The following is a 15706-nucleotide window of genomic DNA, read 5'->3' as shown; positions in this document are numbered from 1 at the left end:
CTGTATCTCCGTTACTGCACTGTTTTGGGTATCAGCCTGAGCAGTCCCTGAGCCAATCGCACTTTCCCCAGGCCAGCGGAACTCCGGTCGTATTCGACGACAATTTCCTGGCGCGCGACCGAAAACGCCGCCGCGCTGCCTGCATTTTCCTCATCCAGAAATGGTGCACTGGTGAGTTCCGGGCCAACACGTTCGACGTAATACTCAATAGTGGCGTCTGCATCCAACACCGCAGGATCAACATTGATTAAATAGTCGTCGCAACCGGAGGAAAGACCAATATCACACAAGCGAAAGCCTACATCACCAACAACCGCGGTATTGTTCTTGTCCGAGATAATAGAGTCTACTATGGCCAGCCCATGCTGCATTGACTCCGCTTTTGCCTGGTCATTACCTGACATCTGTAACTGCTGCAGGTTGGTTTGCGAAACCGCCATCGCCAGCAAGGCCATCGCCAGCAGCAACAATAACGATACTATGAGAACCAATCCTTGCTGCCGCTTGTACGATGTCTGCGTATTCATATCCCCAATGCCTCCGAATTTCTCAAAAGGGTCGAAGTCTGATAAACCCGGCGGTACAGGCCATCGTTTTGCGCCGCTACTGGGGTTGAACCGAGGTTGTAAGCTTTGTCGTTGGTATATCCAGCCAGGGCGTTGGTCGAACGCATTAAGATAAATATCCGCGCAGACATTGCGAGACTCAACTGCGCCTGGTTCGGCGCGTCCAGGTACTGGTCAGGGATGTAATCATCATCCGTGTCAATACCAAACTCCACCTGCAGGTTTTCCACTCCTTCCACCAGGCAGGTAGTTGGCCCCATAACACCACCGCTCATTTCTTTGCGGCATAATGCAGGTACGCCATCGCCAACAGTCACTGACCAGTCCCGCACAAATAGCAGCTGCGCCCGGTATGGCCACACTGACAACGGCATGCTGCCGGCGGTACCCACATTATTACCGGTCTCCAGCGTGGTTGAAACGTTATAGTCCTCGAGCCTGAGATACACTCTTGCCGCATCGAAGGTCGCGGACCCGGTTACAGTTGCGGTTTCATCACGCAGGTATTGTGTGTCGTCCGTTACCCGGCGAACAAGCAGCACATCGGTGTTCGGCACTAGCGAATCAGTAGCAGACAAACAAGCACTGGGTAAGGTTTGTGCTGTGGCCGTTGTTCCTACGCTGTCCACATTATTCCTGTGCTCAACAAACCTGCTCGTATCGGCGAGCCAGTCGTAGCAATTGTTGGCGCCCGATACTAAATTGGAGTTGATGTCAGCACCGCGAAGAACACCGCCATAAAATCCGGCCATGCCCAGCTCTCTTGCTATATAACGCTGGGCGTAACGACCTCCTTCCTGCATGCGCGCTGTCTGTTCATCCTGCAAAAAACTGAATTTACTTTGCATAAACAAATTGACCGCGCCAAACGACAGGACGACGCCCAACAAAAGAGCGACCATCAGCTCAACCAAAGACAGTCCGAATTGAAACCTGTAATGAGTCATGTCCAGTGGCACCATCGCTCTAACGTCAGAGTTCTACAATATAGGTATTGACCACCAGCAGGTGGCGATTGGCATCTGATGCGCCGTAGTTTCCTTGGCCGCAGGTATTAGTCGCATCCGGATCCGACAATGTTTCATAACTCTCCCAGGCTATTGTCACCTCAACCTGCCGGCCATCCACATCTATACATCCAGTGGGATTAAGCAGTCCTCCCACCGAAGCACCGCCACGAGTTTCCGCAGCGCCGTCAAGCGCCTGCTCCCAGGCCCACAAGTCGGCTGCCACCAGCTGCGCTTCTGTACAGCTGGCGCCAAGACATGTGCTTCCCGGAGTCGAGAGCGTGGCGCCGCCAACGGTGCTCTCATAGCTATCAAGGACTCCCGGATTCAGACGCATCCGCTCAAGAATATCCATCGCCACACCGGATGCGAACGTACGCTGAACGGCTTCGAAACCCGCTCTTTTGGCCGACAGCTGCATGCTGGCCAAGCCAATAGCTCCGACCGCTATCACCAGGATGGCAATTGCAACCTCAATTAAGGCAACCCCCGTTTGGGGCTTTTGCCGACCGATACCCGCTGCATTCAGGGCGCGCATTTATAAGCCCCTCCATTATTTCCTCTAACGGCAGTCACTCTACCAGGGGCATTCACACTGATTGCCCAGGCAGCCTCGGCATCGTCATCAGAGGGGCATAGAAATATGGTGTCAGGGGAATTGGAACTCCCATCCGGATAAAATACGATACTCCCGCCAGGATATGCCCCACCGTTAGTCGCGGTAATACTGTAGTCAGCGGGTAATGCCTCGTAGACTTTGATCGGTATATCAGCCGGATCCAAAACTGCATCCTGGTCGAGGTCGGCATATACCAGCCAACCATCCGCCGGGCCTCCTGAACACGTCGCACCGTCCGGACTGGCACAGACAACGACATCAACACTCCGTTTGACAGCCTCACTTCGAGCCAGATTGAAGCTGGTTACAATTCGATCTGCTTCTGTACGTAGCCTGTTGTTCTTAAGCGTTGTGTAGAATGACGGGGCGGCCAGAGCCATCCCGACAGCCACGATGACCACGACGATCATCAGTTCGATCAGCGTAAAGCCGGCAGTGATTTTTGAAATACGCGCGGTCATGAGTCCCCCCAGGAATCATTAACGCCACATTCTCCGGGGGAGTAACATTTTCTTCAAAGGTATTTTGATAAAAGGTAGACTTTTTCAGACAGGCGGACCTCGCCTTACAGAATATGTGATGAGCGTCACAATTCGCCAACCGGGCAATGTCCCCATCCTCTCGCTACCCGTGGCCTGCCAATTATATTCAAGATGACGCTCCACGCTTGCTCTGAGCTGTTATCAGGCCCACACACCTGAAAGGTCAGGTTTCTTCGAGCGGTACCATCCGGGTAAAAAGTTATCTTCTCGTTCGCCAGCCTGGTCCCCAGCCGGTTAGTCACAAGATAACCAGTTTTTATGGGCTCGAAGCTGCGTACCAGTTCATCCTCGCCCGCGTCAAAAACCCGATTCCCCTGCACATCTGAAAATACAATCCAACCCTGTCGATAGGAACCGCTACACTTTGGTTGACCAGGGTTTGACGTCCCGGGGCACATGGTCGCTGGCAGGTTGCGCAGAATTGCCAGGCTACGCGTCTGGTTGATAGAGGCTACCAACCGACCTGCTTCAGAGCGAATTGCGGCGGTACTGATAATACGACCGAAAGAGGGTATTCCCAGGCTGATCAACAGAGACAGTATCGCCAAGCTCACCACAAATTCTGGCAATGTAAAAGCACTCTGCCGACCATGACAACTTAGTTTTTCCACGGATCACCTCCCTGCCACAGAGGTTAGCCCCGGAGTTCCAGATTATTGAACGTTTGGATTATTTAGGCTGAAAGTGACGAAAAATGATCGATAGCGCTAGCGGTAGCGGTAGCGGTAGCAGTAGCAGTAGCAGTAGCAGTAGCGTATTTACAGGTTCTTGGCCGCAATTCTCAATTCCCGGGGCAGGGAGAAGGTCACGTTCTCCGGTCGCCCGGCCATTTCCACCGGGACATCGGCGCCCAGCTGGCGCAGGCCGTCGATGACTTCCTGCACCAGCACCTCGGGGGCGGATGCGCCGGCGGTGACGCCTATGCGCTGTTTGCCCTCGACCCAGGCCGGGTCGATGTCTGCGGCGCGATCCAGCAGGTGCGCCTCGGCGCCCATGCGTTCGGCCAGCTCGCGCAGGCGGTTGGAGTTGGAGGAATTGGGCGACCCCACCACCAGCACCAGGTCGCAGCCCGCGGCCAGTTGCTTGACCGCGTCCTGGCGGTTCTGGGTGGCGTAGCAGATGTCGTCCTTGCGCGGCCCCTCGATGTTCGGGAAATGGGCGCGCAGGGCGTCGATGACCCGGGCCGTATCATCCATGGACAGGGTGGTCTGGGTCACGAAGGACAGCTTGTCCGGATTGGCGACCTCGAGGCTGGCGGCCTGGGACTCGTCTTCCACCAGGTAGATTGCACCGCCGGCGGAATGGTCGTACTGGCCCATGGTACCCTCCACTTCCGGGTGCCCGGCATGGCCGATCAACACGCACTCGCGGCCCTCGGCGCTGAAGCGGGCCACTTCCATATGCACTTTGGTGACCAGCGGGCAGGTGGCGTCGAACACTTTGAGCTGGCGCCTGGCGGCCTCCTTGCGCACCGCCTGGGACACCCCGTGAGCGCTGAAAATGACAATACAGTCGTCGGGAACCTCTTCCAGCTCGTCGACAAAAATGGCGCCGCGTGCCTGCAGGTCCTCAACCACAAATTTGTTGTGCACTACCTCGTGGCGCACATATATCGGCGACCCAAACACCTCCAGGGCGCGGTTGACTATATCAATCGCCCGATCCACGCCGGCACAAAAGCCGCGAGGATTGGCAAGCTGAATATCCATCAGTGCAGCTCCGCCGGTTCCACCCGGTGAACCATGACATCAAACAGTATAGTCCGGCCCGCCAGCGGATGGTTGAAATCCACCGTCACTTCGCGGTCGTCAAAAGAGACGATCATCCCCGGCAGCTCACCGCCGCCGGCATCGGCAAATGAAAATACCAGCCCAATCTCCAGCTCAATGTCGTCGTCGAACTGGTCCCGCGGCAGCTGCTGGACGTTGTTTTCATTGGGCTGGCCGAAGGCATCCTCCGGGGGCACCTTGAACATCTGCCGCTCGCCGGCGCTCATGCCGAAGATACAGCGCTCAAACCCGGGCAGCAGCGAGCCGTCACCGATGGCGAAATCCACCGGATCAGCGCCAAAGTTGCTGTCCACCTCGGAGCCATCCTCGAGGCTGACGGAAAAGTTGAGGAAGACACGGGTGCCTTCGCTTACGGGGACATCGATATTACTCATTCAACCTGCCTGCATCGCTACCGTCCGGGTGGTTACGGCGGGTAGCTAGAAAACTGTCCAACAACATACACCCGGCGCCAACGGTAATCGCCGAATCAGCGATATTGAAGGCGGGGAAGTACCACCCCCCGTAGTGTACTGAAATAAAATCCACGACATAACCGAGCAGGACCCGATCCCACAAATTGCCAATGGCGCCGCCGAGGATCAGCGCCAGGCTCAAACCCAGCAGCCACTCGCCGCGCTCGGCCAGGGTCAGCCACACGACCAGCCCGATACTGATAACCAGCGCGATTACGGTAAAGAACCAGCGCTGCCAGCCGCCGGCGTCACTGAGGAAACTGAAGGCGGCACCGCTATTGTGCTGCAGGGTCAGGTTAAACCAGGAGAATATCTCCACCGGCCTGGCATAGGCCAGTTCGCTGCTGGCCAGGCCCTTGGTGTACTGGTCCAGCAATACCACCAGGCCGGCCAGGACAAACCACCGCCAGGCATTGACACCGTTACGCAAAACGACGTTGCTCGCCGTCGCCATCGACGTTTTCCACGCAGCGCCCGCACAGGGTGGGATGGGCTGCAAACAGACCCACATCTTCCCGCCGGTGCCAGCAACGCTCGCACTTCTCGGCGGAGGCGGCGACCACCCGGACCTTGAGGCCGTCGATGTCGGTTACCGCCGCTGCGGCATCGGCCTCAGCGAGGGGGGCAATCGCGGCGGCCGAGGTGATGAGTACAAAACGCAGCTCGTCGCCCAGCGCCGCCAGCGCCCCGGCCAGTTCATCGTCGGCATAGAGGGTTACCTGGGCGTCGAGGGAGCCGCGCAGGCCACTCTCGGCGCGCTGTACTTCCATTTCCTTGTTTACTGCCGCCCGCACGGCCATCAGTTGCTGCCAGTAGCCACGCCCCATCGGCTCATCGTCGGCAATGGTTTGCAGGCCGCCGTACCACTGCTCCAGGAACACCGATTCACTCCGCTCACCGGGCAGGTTCTCCCAGATCTCCTCGGCGGTGAAACTGAGAATGGGCGCAATCCAGCGCACCAGCGCCTCGCCGATGTGATACATCGCAGTCTGGGCGCTGCGGCGGGCAACCGAGTCCGCCCTGGTGGTGTACTGGCGATCCTTGATCACGTCCAGGTAGAAGCCCCCCAGGTCGCCGGCACAGAAGTTGTGCAGCTTCTGGTAGATCTGGTGGAAGTGGAAATTGGCATAATCTTCGGCCAGTTCCGCCTGCAGGCTGGCAGCCCGGTCCACCGCCCAGCGGTCCAGTGACAGCATGTCGCCAAATGCCAGACTGTGCTGTGCCGGGTCGAAGCCGTTGAGGTTGGACAGCAGGAAGCGCGCGGTATTGCGGATCCGGCGATAGGAGTCGCCGGTGCGCTTGAAGATTTCATCGGAGACCGCAATCTCGCCGCGAAAATCGGCCGCCGCAACCCACAGGCGCAGGATATCGGCGCCCAGGTCGTTCATCGCCTTTTTGGCGGGGATGATGTTGCCCAGGGACTTGGACATCTTGCGCCCTTCCCCGTCTACCGTGAAGCCGTGGGTGAGTACGGTCCTGTAGGGCGCCTCGCCGTAGGCGCCGATGCCGGTCAGCAGCGAGGACTGAAACCAGCCCCGGTGCTGGTCGGAACCTTCCAGGTACAGGTCAGCCGGCGACTGCAGGCCCTCACGCTGGCGCAGCACACAGGCGTGGGTGACGCCGGAGTCGAACCACACGTCGAGGGTGTCGGTAATCTTGTCGTACTGCCCCGCCCCGGCGCCCAGCAGCTCCGCGGGATCGAGGTCAAACCAGGCATCGATGCCAGCCTCCTCGATACGCAGCGCCACCGCCTCGACCAGTTCCGCAGTGCGCGGGTGCAGTTCGCCACTCTCATGGTGGACGAACAGGGTGATCGGCACGCCCCAGGTGCGCTGCCGCGAGATACACCAGTCGGGACGGTTTTCCAGCATGGCGTCGATCCGCGCCTTGCCCCAGTCCGGCACCCATTGCACCTGTTCCACCGCCGCCTTGGCGGCAGGCAGCAGACCATTTTGCTGCATGCTGACAAACCACTGCGGCGTGGCGCGAAAGATAATAGGTGTCTTGTGGCGCCAGCAGTGCGGGTAGGAGTGCTCGTACTGCTCGTCGTGCAGCAACACGCCCTTGTCGCGTAACAGGTCTATAATCGCCGGATTGGCTTTCATCACGTGCTGGCCGGCGAAAAAGTCGGTGTCCGGCAGGTATACGCCGTTGCCGCCCACCGGGTTGTGGACCTCCAGGCCATACTTGCCACCCACGACAAAGTCGTCCTGACCGTGGGCCGGGGCAGTGTGCACAGCCCCGGTGCCGGCCTCGGTGGTCACATGCTCACCGAGCACCACCGGGACCTGGCGATCCAGGAAGGGATGCCGGAGCTGCACGCCCTCCAGAGCCGCGCCCTGGCAGCGGCCGAGTACAGCGGCCCCCGGCAGGCCATAGCGGCTGGCGCAGGCCTCGGCCAGTTCCGCGGCCACCAGCAGCGCCCGCCCCGCGCCTTCGATCAGCACATATTCCAGCTGCGGATGCAGGCTGACCGCCATGCTCGCCGGCAGGGTCCAGGGTGTGGTGGTCCAGATCGGGATGGCGATTTCGCCGCTGTAGTCGCTGTCGCAGGCGGCGTTGAGCGTACCGGGGTCCACCGCGGTATAGGCCACGTCGATCGCCGGCGAGTGCTTGTCCTTGTATTCTACTTCCGCTTCCGCCAGCGCGGAACCGCAGTCCGTGCACCAGTGCACCGGCTTGAAACCCTTGTGCAGGTGGCCGTTGTCGACGATCCGCCCCAGGGTGCGCACGATATTGGCCTCGAAGCGGAAGTCCATGGTCAGGTAGGGATCAAACCATTCCCCCAGTACCCCCATGCGCATGAAGTCCTCGCGCTGGGCGTCGACCTGGCGGGCGGCGTAGTCGCGGCACTTCTGGCGAAACTCGGCGGGGCTGACCTTGACCCCGGGTTTGCCGACTTTTTTCTCGACATTGAGCTCAATAGGCAGGCCATGGCAATCCCAGCCGGGAACGTAGGGTGCATCGAAACCCGCCAGCGTGCGCGATTTGACGATAATGTCCTTGAGGATCTTGTTGACCGCGTGGCCCACGTGCAGCTCGCCGTTGGCGTAAGGCGGGCCATCGTGGAGAATGAACTTGGGCCGGCCCGCGCTGGCGGCGCGAATCTTGCCGTACAGGTCCATGTCCTGCCACTGCTTCAGCCGTTGGGGCTCGCGCTGGGTCAGGCTGGCCTTCATCGGAAATGCCGTCTTGGGCAGGTTCAGGGTGTCTTTGTAGTCGCTCATATCACTCGTCATACCTGGTGCTGTGCGAACCAGGACCGTGTATTTTCAATGTCTCGTTCAATGTTCGCCCGCAGTTCTTCCACCGAGTCGAACTTCTTCTCATCCCGTAATTTGTGCCGGAAGCACACCTCAATGTGCTGGCCGTACAGCTGGATATTGCGATCCAGCAGGTGCACCTCCAGGTTGGCCTTGATGCTGTCGTCTACCGTGGGCCGAACACCCACGTTGGCCACGCCCTGCGCCTGGTGCAGGCCACCGCCGCTCACCTGGACCGCGTAGACGCCGGCCAGTGGCGCCCGCAGGCGATGCAACTGCAGGTTGGCCGTGGGCGTGCCGATGGTCTGGCCAAGCTGCCGGCCGTAAATCACCTTGCCGGAAATACAGTAGGGCCGCCCCAGCATGCGCTCGGCGCGGTCGAAATCCGCCGCTTCCAGGACCTGCCGGATACGGGTACTGCTCACCCGGTCGCCCTGCCACTCCTCGGTGGGCGTCGGCACCGCTTCATAGCCGTGGGCCTCGCCGTAGCGCTGGATGAAATGGATATCGCCCTGGCGGTCGTTGCCAAACCGAAAGTCGTCTCCCAGCACCACGTAACGCACCCCCAGACCGGCCACGAACACATCCTCGACGAATTGCCGCGCAGACATCTCCTGCAGGGCCTCGTTGAAGCGGATGCGCAGCAAGCGCTCCACCCCCAGTTGCTCCATGGCCCGGAATTTTTCCCGGAAGCTCATGATTCTCGCCGGCGCCTTGACCGGCGCGAAATACTCCCGCGGCAGGGGCTCGAACACGATAACGGTGCTCGGCAGCCGCAGCTCGTCCGCCTTGCTTTTCAGGTGATTGATCACCGCCTGGTGCCCCAGATGGACGCCATCGAAGGCGCCGATAGTGGCTACGCAGCCGCGGTGTCTGGGCCGCAAGTTATGCAGGCCACGTATCAGCTCCATGAGATGAGGGGATGCCCGGTCGAACCAAACGACGGATTATAACGAATGCATGCAGTGGCTGAAACGGGCAATTTGCCCGCTTCGGCACTGATCACAGCCCCCCGGGGGCGCGTAAATGCCGCATCCGCGTGCCGGCAAGCAGCTGGGCCAGCAGGTAGGCGGCAACACCCGCCCCGCATACCAGCAGTATTTCCAGCGCCCGCCGCTGCCAGCCCCAGGCCAGCCAGGCCGCCACCTCGCGGTCCAGCAACAGAACGGCCAGCGCCATGGCAAGCGTGCCTGCCAGCAGGCGCGCCGCGTAAGCACCCCAGCCCGGCTGCCAGCTGAATACCCCCTGTTTCAGCAGCCCGCGCAGCAGCAGGCCGGCGTTCAGCCAGGCGGAGAGGCTGGTGGCCAGCGCCAGCCCCAGGTGGCCGACATTGAAGTACCACAGCAGTGGCAGCACGAAGAGCAGGTTCATCACCATATTGGCCACCATGGCGATAATCCCGATTTTCACCGGCGTTGCGGTGTCCTGGCGGGCGTAATAGCCGGGCGCGAGCACCTTCACCAGCATGAAGGCCACCAGCCCGAGACTGTAGGCCCGCAGGCTGAGCGCGGCCATCTCCACGTCTGCGGGGGTCAACTCCCCGTACTGGAACAGGGTGATGAGGATGGGTTTCGCCAGCAGGATCAGCGCCACCGCCGCCGGCACGCCGATCAGCAGGACCGAGCGCATGGCCCAGTCGAGGGTGCAGGCAAACTGTGCCTCCCGCGCCGCGGCGCGATGGGCCGACAGGTTGGGCAGGATGACCGTGGCGATGGCGATGCCAAACACCCCCAGGGGCAGTTCCGCCAGGCGGTCCGAGTAATACAGCCAGGACACGCTGCCGGTGGGCAGGAAGGAGGCCAGCACCGTGTCCAGCAGCAGGTTGATCTGGCTCACCGACACCCCGAACAGGGCCGGCACCATCAGCTTGAGTATCCGCCGCACGCCCTCGTGACGGACATCGAGCACGGGCCTCGGCACCAGGTCGAGGCGATACAGGGAAGGCAGCTGGAACAGCAACTGGATCACCCCGGCGAAGAACACCCCCCAGGCCAGGGCAAACACCGGCTCATCGAACCAGGGGGCGGCGACCGTGGCGGCGAAAATCAGTGACAGGTTGAGAAACACCGGAGTGAACGCCGGTACAGCAAAGCGGCCATAACTGTTGAGTATGGCGCCGCAGAATCCGGTCATGGAAATCAGCAGCAAATAGGGGAAGGTAATGCGGATCATATCCGCGGTGAGCTGGAATTTCTGCGGCTGGCTGACAAAGCCCGGGGCGAACAGGGCCGCCACCAGCGGTGAGGCCGCTACCGTGATGACAGTGAGCAGCAGCAGGGTACCGCCCAGCACCCCGGCGACCCGGGCCACCAGCGCTCTCACCGCCTCCTGGGATCCGGCCTCCTTGTAATCCGCCAGTACCGGCACGAAGGCCTGGGCAAAGGCGCCCTCGGCAAACAGCCGGCGCAGGAAATTGGGGATCTTGAAGGCCACGAAGAAGGCATCGGCATTGGCGCTGGCGCCGACAAAGGCGGCGATAACCACATCCCGGAGCAGCCCCAGCATCCGGGAAATCATGGTCATGCTGCCGACCAGGGCGCTGGAACGCAGCAGGCCCGCCCTGGGGGTGTGCGCAGTATCTGTCACTCGACCCGCCCGGGGCTCAGCCCCAGCGCTCCCGCAGGGACTGGATATTGTGCTGCAGCCAGAGCAGGGAGATCAGCGTGTGGCCATTGGGAATGCGGTTTTGCGCCAGCAGTTCGAACGCCTCCGCCACCGGCACCGAGTGAACGAGAATATTCTCCCCCTCGTCGGCCAGCCCGTGTACCCCGGGACTCACCGGGCCATCGAGCCGGCCACAGTAGAGCTGGACCTGCTCACTGCAGGCCCCGGCACTGGGCAGCAGCGTGGCGATGGGATGCAACTCAAGCAGCTCGCAGCCCGCCTCTTCCATGGCCTCCCGGTGCGCCACCTCGGCATCGCTCTCCCCGTGCTCGACGATGCCGGCGATCAGTTCCAGCATCCACGGGCTGCTGTCGCCGCGCAGGGCGCCGGGGCGGAACTGCTCAATCAGGACCAGCGAATCGCTGGCGGCATGGTAGGGTAATACGCCCACCGCGTCGCCGCGCTCGAACACTTCCCGGACCTGGGGCTCCACCCACCCCCCCTGAAACGCTCGGTACTGCAGCGTGAGCCGGCGAATGCTGAAGTAGCCGTCATAGGCGGTCTCATCTTCCAGCACCCTGACATCAGCGGCGCCGAACCTGGGTTTCAGCGTCATTGAAAGCGGCCCGCCGTGTACCAGTTGACCTCGCGGGAATGCTTCGCCACCTGGTCAACCACATCCAGGGTCAGGGCGAACAGCGCCATTCGCACCAGCATGCCATTGTCGGTCTGGCGGAAAATGGCGAGATTGGGATTGTCGTTGAGGTCGTCGTCCAGTTCCCGGGCATTGTCGCGGGAATCCCGGGGCAGCGGGTGCATGATCACCGTGTTGGGCTCGCAATAGGCGGTATAGACGGACTGGTTGAGACGAAACCGCCCGCGGTACAGGTCCGCCTCTTCCTGCGAGTTGAAGCGCTCTTCCTGGATACGGGTGGAGTAGACGATGTCTACGCGAGCAATGCTTTCCTCCAGGGCCTCGGATTCCTGCACCTGCAGCCCACCGCTGCGCATCTGCTCGACAATGTCGGCGGGCATCCGCAACTCCTGCGGGCTCACCAGCCTGACCTGCACATCGCGATACAGGGACAGCAGCTTGCACAGTGAATGCACGGTACGGCCGTAGCGCAGGTCACCGACCATGGCGATGCGCAACTGGTCGATGGTACGCCCCTGGCCGGCGAGCTCCTTCTTGATGGTATACAAGTCCAGCAGGGCCTGGCTGGGGTGCTCGTTGCTGCCGTCACCGCCATTCAATACCGGCACCCTGCTGGCGGCGGCGAACTCTGCCACCGAACCCGCCTGCGGGTGGCGCATGACAATGGCGTCGGAATAACCGCTGAGCACGCGGGCTGTGTCGTACAGCGATTCACCCTTGGCGATCGCAGAGGACTCAAAACCGGTGGTTTCCCGGACCTCGCCGCCGAGCAGGTTGAAGGCGCTGCCAAAGCTGATCCGGGTCCGGGTACTGGGTTCGAAAAACATATTGCCGAGGATAGCGCCGTCGAGCACCTTGGTTACCCGCTGGCGCTGGGCGTAGGGCTCCATCTGGTCGGCAACGGCGAAGATGCGCTCCACGTCGCCGCGCTCGAACTGCTGGATTGACAGGATATGACTGCCGGCAAATTCCACGCTTGATAACTCCAGGCTCTGGTGAACTTGGGCGATTATACGGTCAGGGTCGGCGGGGGGCCATGTGCTTAATACCAGATTGTGTGCAGGCAGGGGACCCATTACCGTCATTCCGGCGCACGCCGGGATGACGACGATCTGGAACTAAACCAGCAGGCTGTCGCTGTATTCCAGCAACCGCTCCATCAGCTCGCACTGGGGCAGGCTCAACTCGCCGGACTCCATCAGCGCCTGGATGAGTTCCTGGTACTCCTCCATGCAGATACTGGCGCCCGCATCGGGCTCGGTGAGACGCTGGAAGCGGAATTCCTCCCACTGGGCCCGCTCTTCCGGGCTGAGGCTGTCCGGGTAATTGCGCGCCCGGTAGCGGAACAGCATCTCCGGCAGGCGCGCGTCAGCGAAGGGGAAGGTGGTTGTGGCCAGCTCCCCGGGGCCGCACTGTCGCACCTGGTCCATCAGGCGCCTGTCGGCATCGGAGAAAAAACCGCCGCTGTACAGCATGCGATCCGGGTCGCTGATTTCCTCGAAACTGCGGCCGGCGTAAACGGCCTGTATTTTGCCGGTAAAAGCCGCCGGATCGCGATCGCGGAGTTCACGCAGGGCCGCCAGGTGCCTGCGGCACTGGTCACCGGATATGCCCAGCCGGGCGGCTGTTTCCGGGTCGGCCATTTTTGCCGTCACCAGGATGGGACATTTATTGATATGCACCGACTTCAGCCCGGGGCGCTCAACACCTTCGGGCAGTTCGTCGCTACGGGTATAGAGCAGTTCCCGTATCTCGTCGGCGGTGGAGTGCAGCAGTACCCCCGGATCCGCCATCAGGTCATAGCAGATCACCTCGTTCCTGTTCTTCGGGTGCATGGCCAGGGGCACGATCAGCGCGATATTGTGTCGCAGGGCCCCGAACATGCCGGACACGTGCAGCACCGGCTTCATGTTGTCCAGGTCGAGCAGGGCTGATGCCGACTGCTTGTCGCGATGCCGCACCACATAGTCGTACAAGCGCGGCTGTTGGTCCTTTATCAGCCGCGCCATGGCGATGGTGGCTTCCACATCCGACAGCGCATCGTGGGCCGCCTCGTGGGCGATACCATTGGCCGCGGTGAGGTCCTCCAGGCGAAAGCTCGGCAGCCCGTCCTCCCGCAGAGGCCACTCGATGCCCTCCGGGCGCAGCGCCTGGCAGGCCCGCAACATGTCGATAATGTCCCAGCGGGAATTGCCGTTCTGCCACTCCCGGGCGTAGGGATCGTAAAAGTTGCGGTACAGGGTGTAGCGGGTGACTTCATCGTCAAAACGCAGGGAATTGTAGCCCACGCCGCAGGTGCCCGGGGCGGCCAGTTCCTGGTGAATCCGGCCAATGAACTCCGCTTCCGGCAGGCCCTGCTCCAGCGCCTGCTGGGGCGTGATGCCGGTGACCAGGCAGGCCTGCGGGTGGGGCAGGAAATCACCGGCGGGACGGGAGAATATGACCAGCGGCTCGCCGACCGGGTTCAGCTCGGCGTCGGTACGCAGACCGGCAAACTGCACCGGGCGGTCACGGGAGGGGTCTGCGCCGAAGGTTTCGTAGTCGTGCCAGTAGTAGGTCGTGTCCCTAGACAAGGTCCAGGGCCTGCTCTTCTATCTTCGCCTGCCAGATCTTCGGGCCCACCTCGTGCACGGATACACCCTCGGCGTCCACCGCCACACTCACCGGCATGTCCTTCACCTCGAACTCGTAAATGGCTTCCATGCCCAGCTCGGGGAAGGCGACAACTTTAGCCGAGGTAATAGCCTTGGACACCAGGTAGGCGGCGCCGCCCACGGCCATCAGGTACACTGCCCGGTGTTTCTTGATCGCCTCGATGCCGGCGGGCCCGCGCTCGGCCTTGCCGATCATGCCCAGCAGGCCGGTCTTCTCAAGAATGAAGTCGGTAAACTTGTCCATGCGGGTGGAAGTGGTGGGACCCGCCGGGCCAACCACCTCGTCGCGCACCGGGTCGACCGGGCCGACGTAGTAGATAAAGCGGCCTTTCAGGTCCACTTCCGGCGGCAGGCCCTCGCCGGACTCGATCAGCTCCTTCATTTTCTTGTGGGCAGCGTCGCGGCCGGTCAACATCTTCCCTGACAGCAACAGGGTGTCACCGGGCTGCCACTGCGCCGCCTCCTCCGGAGTCACGGTATCGAGGTTGACCCGCCGCACCTGCTCCCCCACTTCCCAGGTAATATCCGGCCAGTCATCCAGGCTCGGCGGTGTCTGCAGCGCGGGGCCCGAACCATCGAGCACAAAGTGGGCGTGGCGGGTGGCGGCGCAGTTGGGAATCATGCACACCGGCAGCGAGGCCGCGTGGGTCGGGTAGTCGTGGATTTTAACGTCCATCACGGTGGTCAGCCCGCCCAGGCCCTGGGCGCCAATGCCCAGCTTGTTGACCTTCTCCATGATCTCCAGGCGCAACTCCTCCACCCGGTTGGCGGGGCCGCGTTCCCGCAGCTCGTGAATGTCGATCGGCTCCATCAGGGATTCCTTGGCCATGACCGCCGCTTTCTCCGCGGTACCGCCAATACCAATACCCAGCATGCCCGGCGGGCACCAGCCGGCGCCCATGGTCGGCACGGTCTTGACCACCCAGTCAACGATGCTGTCCGAGGGATTGAGCATGGCCATCTTGGACTTGTTTTCGGAGCCACCGCCCTTGGCGGCCACCTGTACATCCACGGTACCGCCGGTCACGACCTCCATGTGGATGACCGCAGGGGTATTGTCTTTGGTGTTCCTGCGAGCCCCGGCCGGGTCCTCGAGGATGGAAGCGCGCAGCACATTGTCCGGGTTCAGGTAGGCCCGGCGCACGCCCTCGTTGACCATGTCGGCGACCGACATCTGCGCATCCCACTGCACGTCCATGCCGATCTTCAGGAACACGGTAACAATGCCGGTGTCCTGGCAAATCGGCCGCTTGCCCTCGGCACACATGCGGGAATTGATCAGGATCTGGGCCATCGCATCTTTGGCGGCCGGATTCTGCTCCTTCTGCCAGGCCTCGTGCACCGCGTCGACGAAGTCCTTGGGGTGGTAGTAGGAAATGAATTGCAGGGCGTCGGCGACGCTATCGATGAAATCGTCCTGACGGATGACAGTCATGGCAGGTGTCCTTTACTTGGGCGGGGATAAAAACGCGGCCCGTATTGTACACCGCTGGTGCGTTGGTGAAAGCCCCAGCCCCGGGGCACGGTGGGGACTATACGGCACGGCTGGCC

15 protein-coding genes are annotated in these 15706 nt (G+C 61.5%); all 15 read right to left on the bottom strand.

What is annotated here, in order from left to right; genetic code table 11:
- Positions 1–11 precede the first annotated feature (11 nt).
- The 15 genes from DWB85_RS12930 to DWB85_RS12860 all read right to left on the bottom strand — a co-directional run bounded on the left by DWB85_RS12930 (position 12) and on the right by DWB85_RS12860 (position 15590).
- On the bottom strand, positions 12–527 hold the full coding sequence (locus DWB85_RS12930) for a PilX N-terminal domain-containing pilus assembly protein (RefSeq protein WP_117955298.1): 516 nt from the start codon (positions 525–527) through the stop codon (positions 12–14).
- The gene (locus tag DWB85_RS12925; RefSeq protein ID WP_162846116.1) at positions 524–1513 is read right to left on the bottom strand and encodes a PilW family protein; all 990 of its coding nucleotides are present in this window, start codon (positions 1511–1513) and stop codon (positions 524–526) included. The genes DWB85_RS12930 and DWB85_RS12925 overlap by 4 nt, the downstream gene beginning before the upstream one ends.
- 25 nt (positions 1514–1538) lie before the next feature.
- The gene (gene pilV / locus DWB85_RS12920) at positions 1539–2111 is read right to left on the bottom strand and encodes a type IV pilus modification protein PilV (protein ID WP_117955293.1); all 573 of its coding nucleotides are present in this window, start codon (positions 2109–2111) and stop codon (positions 1539–1541) included.
- Positions 2099–2653, bottom strand: coding sequence for a GspH/FimT family pseudopilin (locus tag DWB85_RS12915; RefSeq protein ID WP_117955370.1), 555 nt, complete (start codon positions 2651–2653; stop codon positions 2099–2101). The genes pilV and DWB85_RS12915 overlap by 13 nt, the downstream gene beginning before the upstream one ends.
- A gap of 125 nt (positions 2654–2778) precedes the next feature.
- Positions 2779–3345 (bottom strand): GspH/FimT family pseudopilin, encoded by a 567-nt coding sequence (locus DWB85_RS19970; RefSeq protein ID WP_117955367.1) that lies wholly within the window; start codon positions 3343–3345, stop codon positions 2779–2781.
- A gap of 147 nt (positions 3346–3492) precedes the next feature.
- Positions 3493–4443 (bottom strand): 4-hydroxy-3-methylbut-2-enyl diphosphate reductase, encoded by a 951-nt coding sequence (gene ispH, locus DWB85_RS12905; RefSeq protein WP_117955291.1) that lies wholly within the window; start codon positions 4441–4443, stop codon positions 3493–3495.
- Entirely contained in the window at positions 4443–4898 is a 456-nt protein-coding gene (locus DWB85_RS12900; protein ID WP_117955289.1) for an FKBP-type peptidyl-prolyl cis-trans isomerase, read from the bottom strand. The genes ispH and DWB85_RS12900 overlap by 1 nt, the downstream gene beginning before the upstream one ends.
- A complete protein-coding gene (lspA, locus tag DWB85_RS12895; RefSeq protein ID WP_117955287.1) occupies positions 4891–5433 on the bottom strand; it encodes a signal peptidase II in 543 nt (180 codons plus the stop codon). Before lspA ends, DWB85_RS12900 begins: the two co-directional genes overlap by 8 nt.
- On the bottom strand, positions 5402–8206 hold the full coding sequence (gene ileS, locus DWB85_RS12890) for an isoleucine--tRNA ligase (protein ID WP_117955284.1): 2805 nt from the start codon (positions 8204–8206) through the stop codon (positions 5402–5404). The genes lspA and ileS overlap by 32 nt, the downstream gene beginning before the upstream one ends.
- Before the next feature lie 8 nt (positions 8207–8214).
- Positions 8215–9153: a bifunctional riboflavin kinase/FAD synthetase gene (ribF, locus tag DWB85_RS12885; RefSeq protein ID WP_117955282.1), complete on the bottom strand. Its 939-nt coding sequence runs from the start codon at positions 9151–9153 to the stop codon at positions 8215–8217.
- A 91-nt stretch (positions 9154–9244) separates the two neighbouring features.
- Positions 9245–10765 (bottom strand): murein biosynthesis integral membrane protein MurJ, encoded by a 1521-nt coding sequence (gene murJ / locus DWB85_RS12880; protein WP_239017326.1) that lies wholly within the window; start codon positions 10763–10765, stop codon positions 9245–9247.
- 79 nt (positions 10766–10844) lie between these two features.
- A complete protein-coding gene (locus tag DWB85_RS12875) occupies positions 10845–11462 on the bottom strand; it encodes an NUDIX domain-containing protein (protein ID WP_117955276.1) in 618 nt (205 codons plus the stop codon).
- Positions 11459–12475 (bottom strand): aspartate carbamoyltransferase, encoded by a 1017-nt coding sequence (locus DWB85_RS12870; protein WP_117955274.1) that lies wholly within the window; start codon positions 12473–12475, stop codon positions 11459–11461. The genes DWB85_RS12875 and DWB85_RS12870 overlap by 4 nt, the downstream gene beginning before the upstream one ends.
- A 144-nt stretch (positions 12476–12619) precedes the next feature.
- Complete coding sequence (gene sbcB / locus DWB85_RS12865) at positions 12620–14074, bottom strand: exodeoxyribonuclease I (protein ID WP_117955271.1); 1455 nt, start codon at positions 14072–14074, stop codon at positions 12620–12622.
- A complete protein-coding gene (locus DWB85_RS12860; protein ID WP_117955269.1) occupies positions 14067–15590 on the bottom strand; it encodes a fumarate hydratase in 1524 nt (507 codons plus the stop codon). Before DWB85_RS12860 ends, sbcB begins: the two co-directional genes overlap by 8 nt.
- Between the last annotated feature and the right edge of the window lie 116 nt (positions 15591–15706).

Source organism: Seongchinamella sediminis (genome assembly GCF_003457605.1).
In the GTDB taxonomy this organism is placed as follows: domain Bacteria; phylum Pseudomonadota; class Gammaproteobacteria; order Pseudomonadales; family Halieaceae; genus Halioglobus; species Halioglobus sediminis.
Note: the sequence above shows the minus strand (reverse complement) of the source record. Positions and strands in the feature narration are given on the sequence as shown.

What these genes read in the sequence shown, in the direction of transcription:
- DWB85_RS12900 (WP_117955289.1), bottom strand. Translation starts at nt 4,898, where the DNA reads ATGAGTAATATCGATGTCCCCGTAAGCGAAGGCACCCGTGTCTTCCTC.
- lspA (WP_117955287.1), bottom strand. Translation starts at nt 5,433, where the DNA reads ATGGCGACGGCGAGCAACGTCGTTTTGCGTAACGGTGTCAATGCCTGG.
- DWB85_RS12930 (WP_117955298.1), bottom strand. Translation starts at nt 527, where the DNA reads ATGAATACGCAGACATCGTACAAGCGGCAGCAAGGATTGGTTCTCATA.
- murJ (WP_239017326.1), bottom strand. Translation starts at nt 10,765, where the DNA reads ATGACCATGATTTCCCGGATGCTGGGGCTGCTCCGGGATGTGGTTATC.
- DWB85_RS12875 (WP_117955276.1), bottom strand. Translation starts at nt 11,462, where the DNA reads ATGACGCTGAAACCCAGGTTCGGCGCCGCTGATGTCAGGGTGCTGGAA.
- pilV (WP_117955293.1), bottom strand. Translation starts at nt 2,111, where the DNA reads ATGCGCGCCCTGAATGCAGCGGGTATCGGTCGGCAAAAGCCCCAAACG.
- DWB85_RS12860 (WP_117955269.1), bottom strand. Translation starts at nt 15,590, where the DNA reads ATGACTGTCATCCGTCAGGACGATTTCATCGATAGCGTCGCCGACGCC.
- ispH (WP_117955291.1), bottom strand. Translation starts at nt 4,443, where the DNA reads ATGGATATTCAGCTTGCCAATCCTCGCGGCTTTTGTGCCGGCGTGGAT.
- DWB85_RS12915 (WP_117955370.1), bottom strand. Translation starts at nt 2,653, where the DNA reads ATGACCGCGCGTATTTCAAAAATCACTGCCGGCTTTACGCTGATCGAA.
- ribF (WP_117955282.1), bottom strand. Translation starts at nt 9,153, where the DNA reads ATGGAGCTGATACGTGGCCTGCATAACTTGCGGCCCAGACACCGCGGC.
- DWB85_RS12925 (WP_162846116.1), bottom strand. Translation starts at nt 1,513, where the DNA reads ATGACTCATTACAGGTTTCAATTCGGACTGTCTTTGGTTGAGCTGATG.
- ileS (WP_117955284.1), bottom strand. Translation starts at nt 8,206, where the DNA reads ATGAGCGACTACAAAGACACCCTGAACCTGCCCAAGACGGCATTTCCG.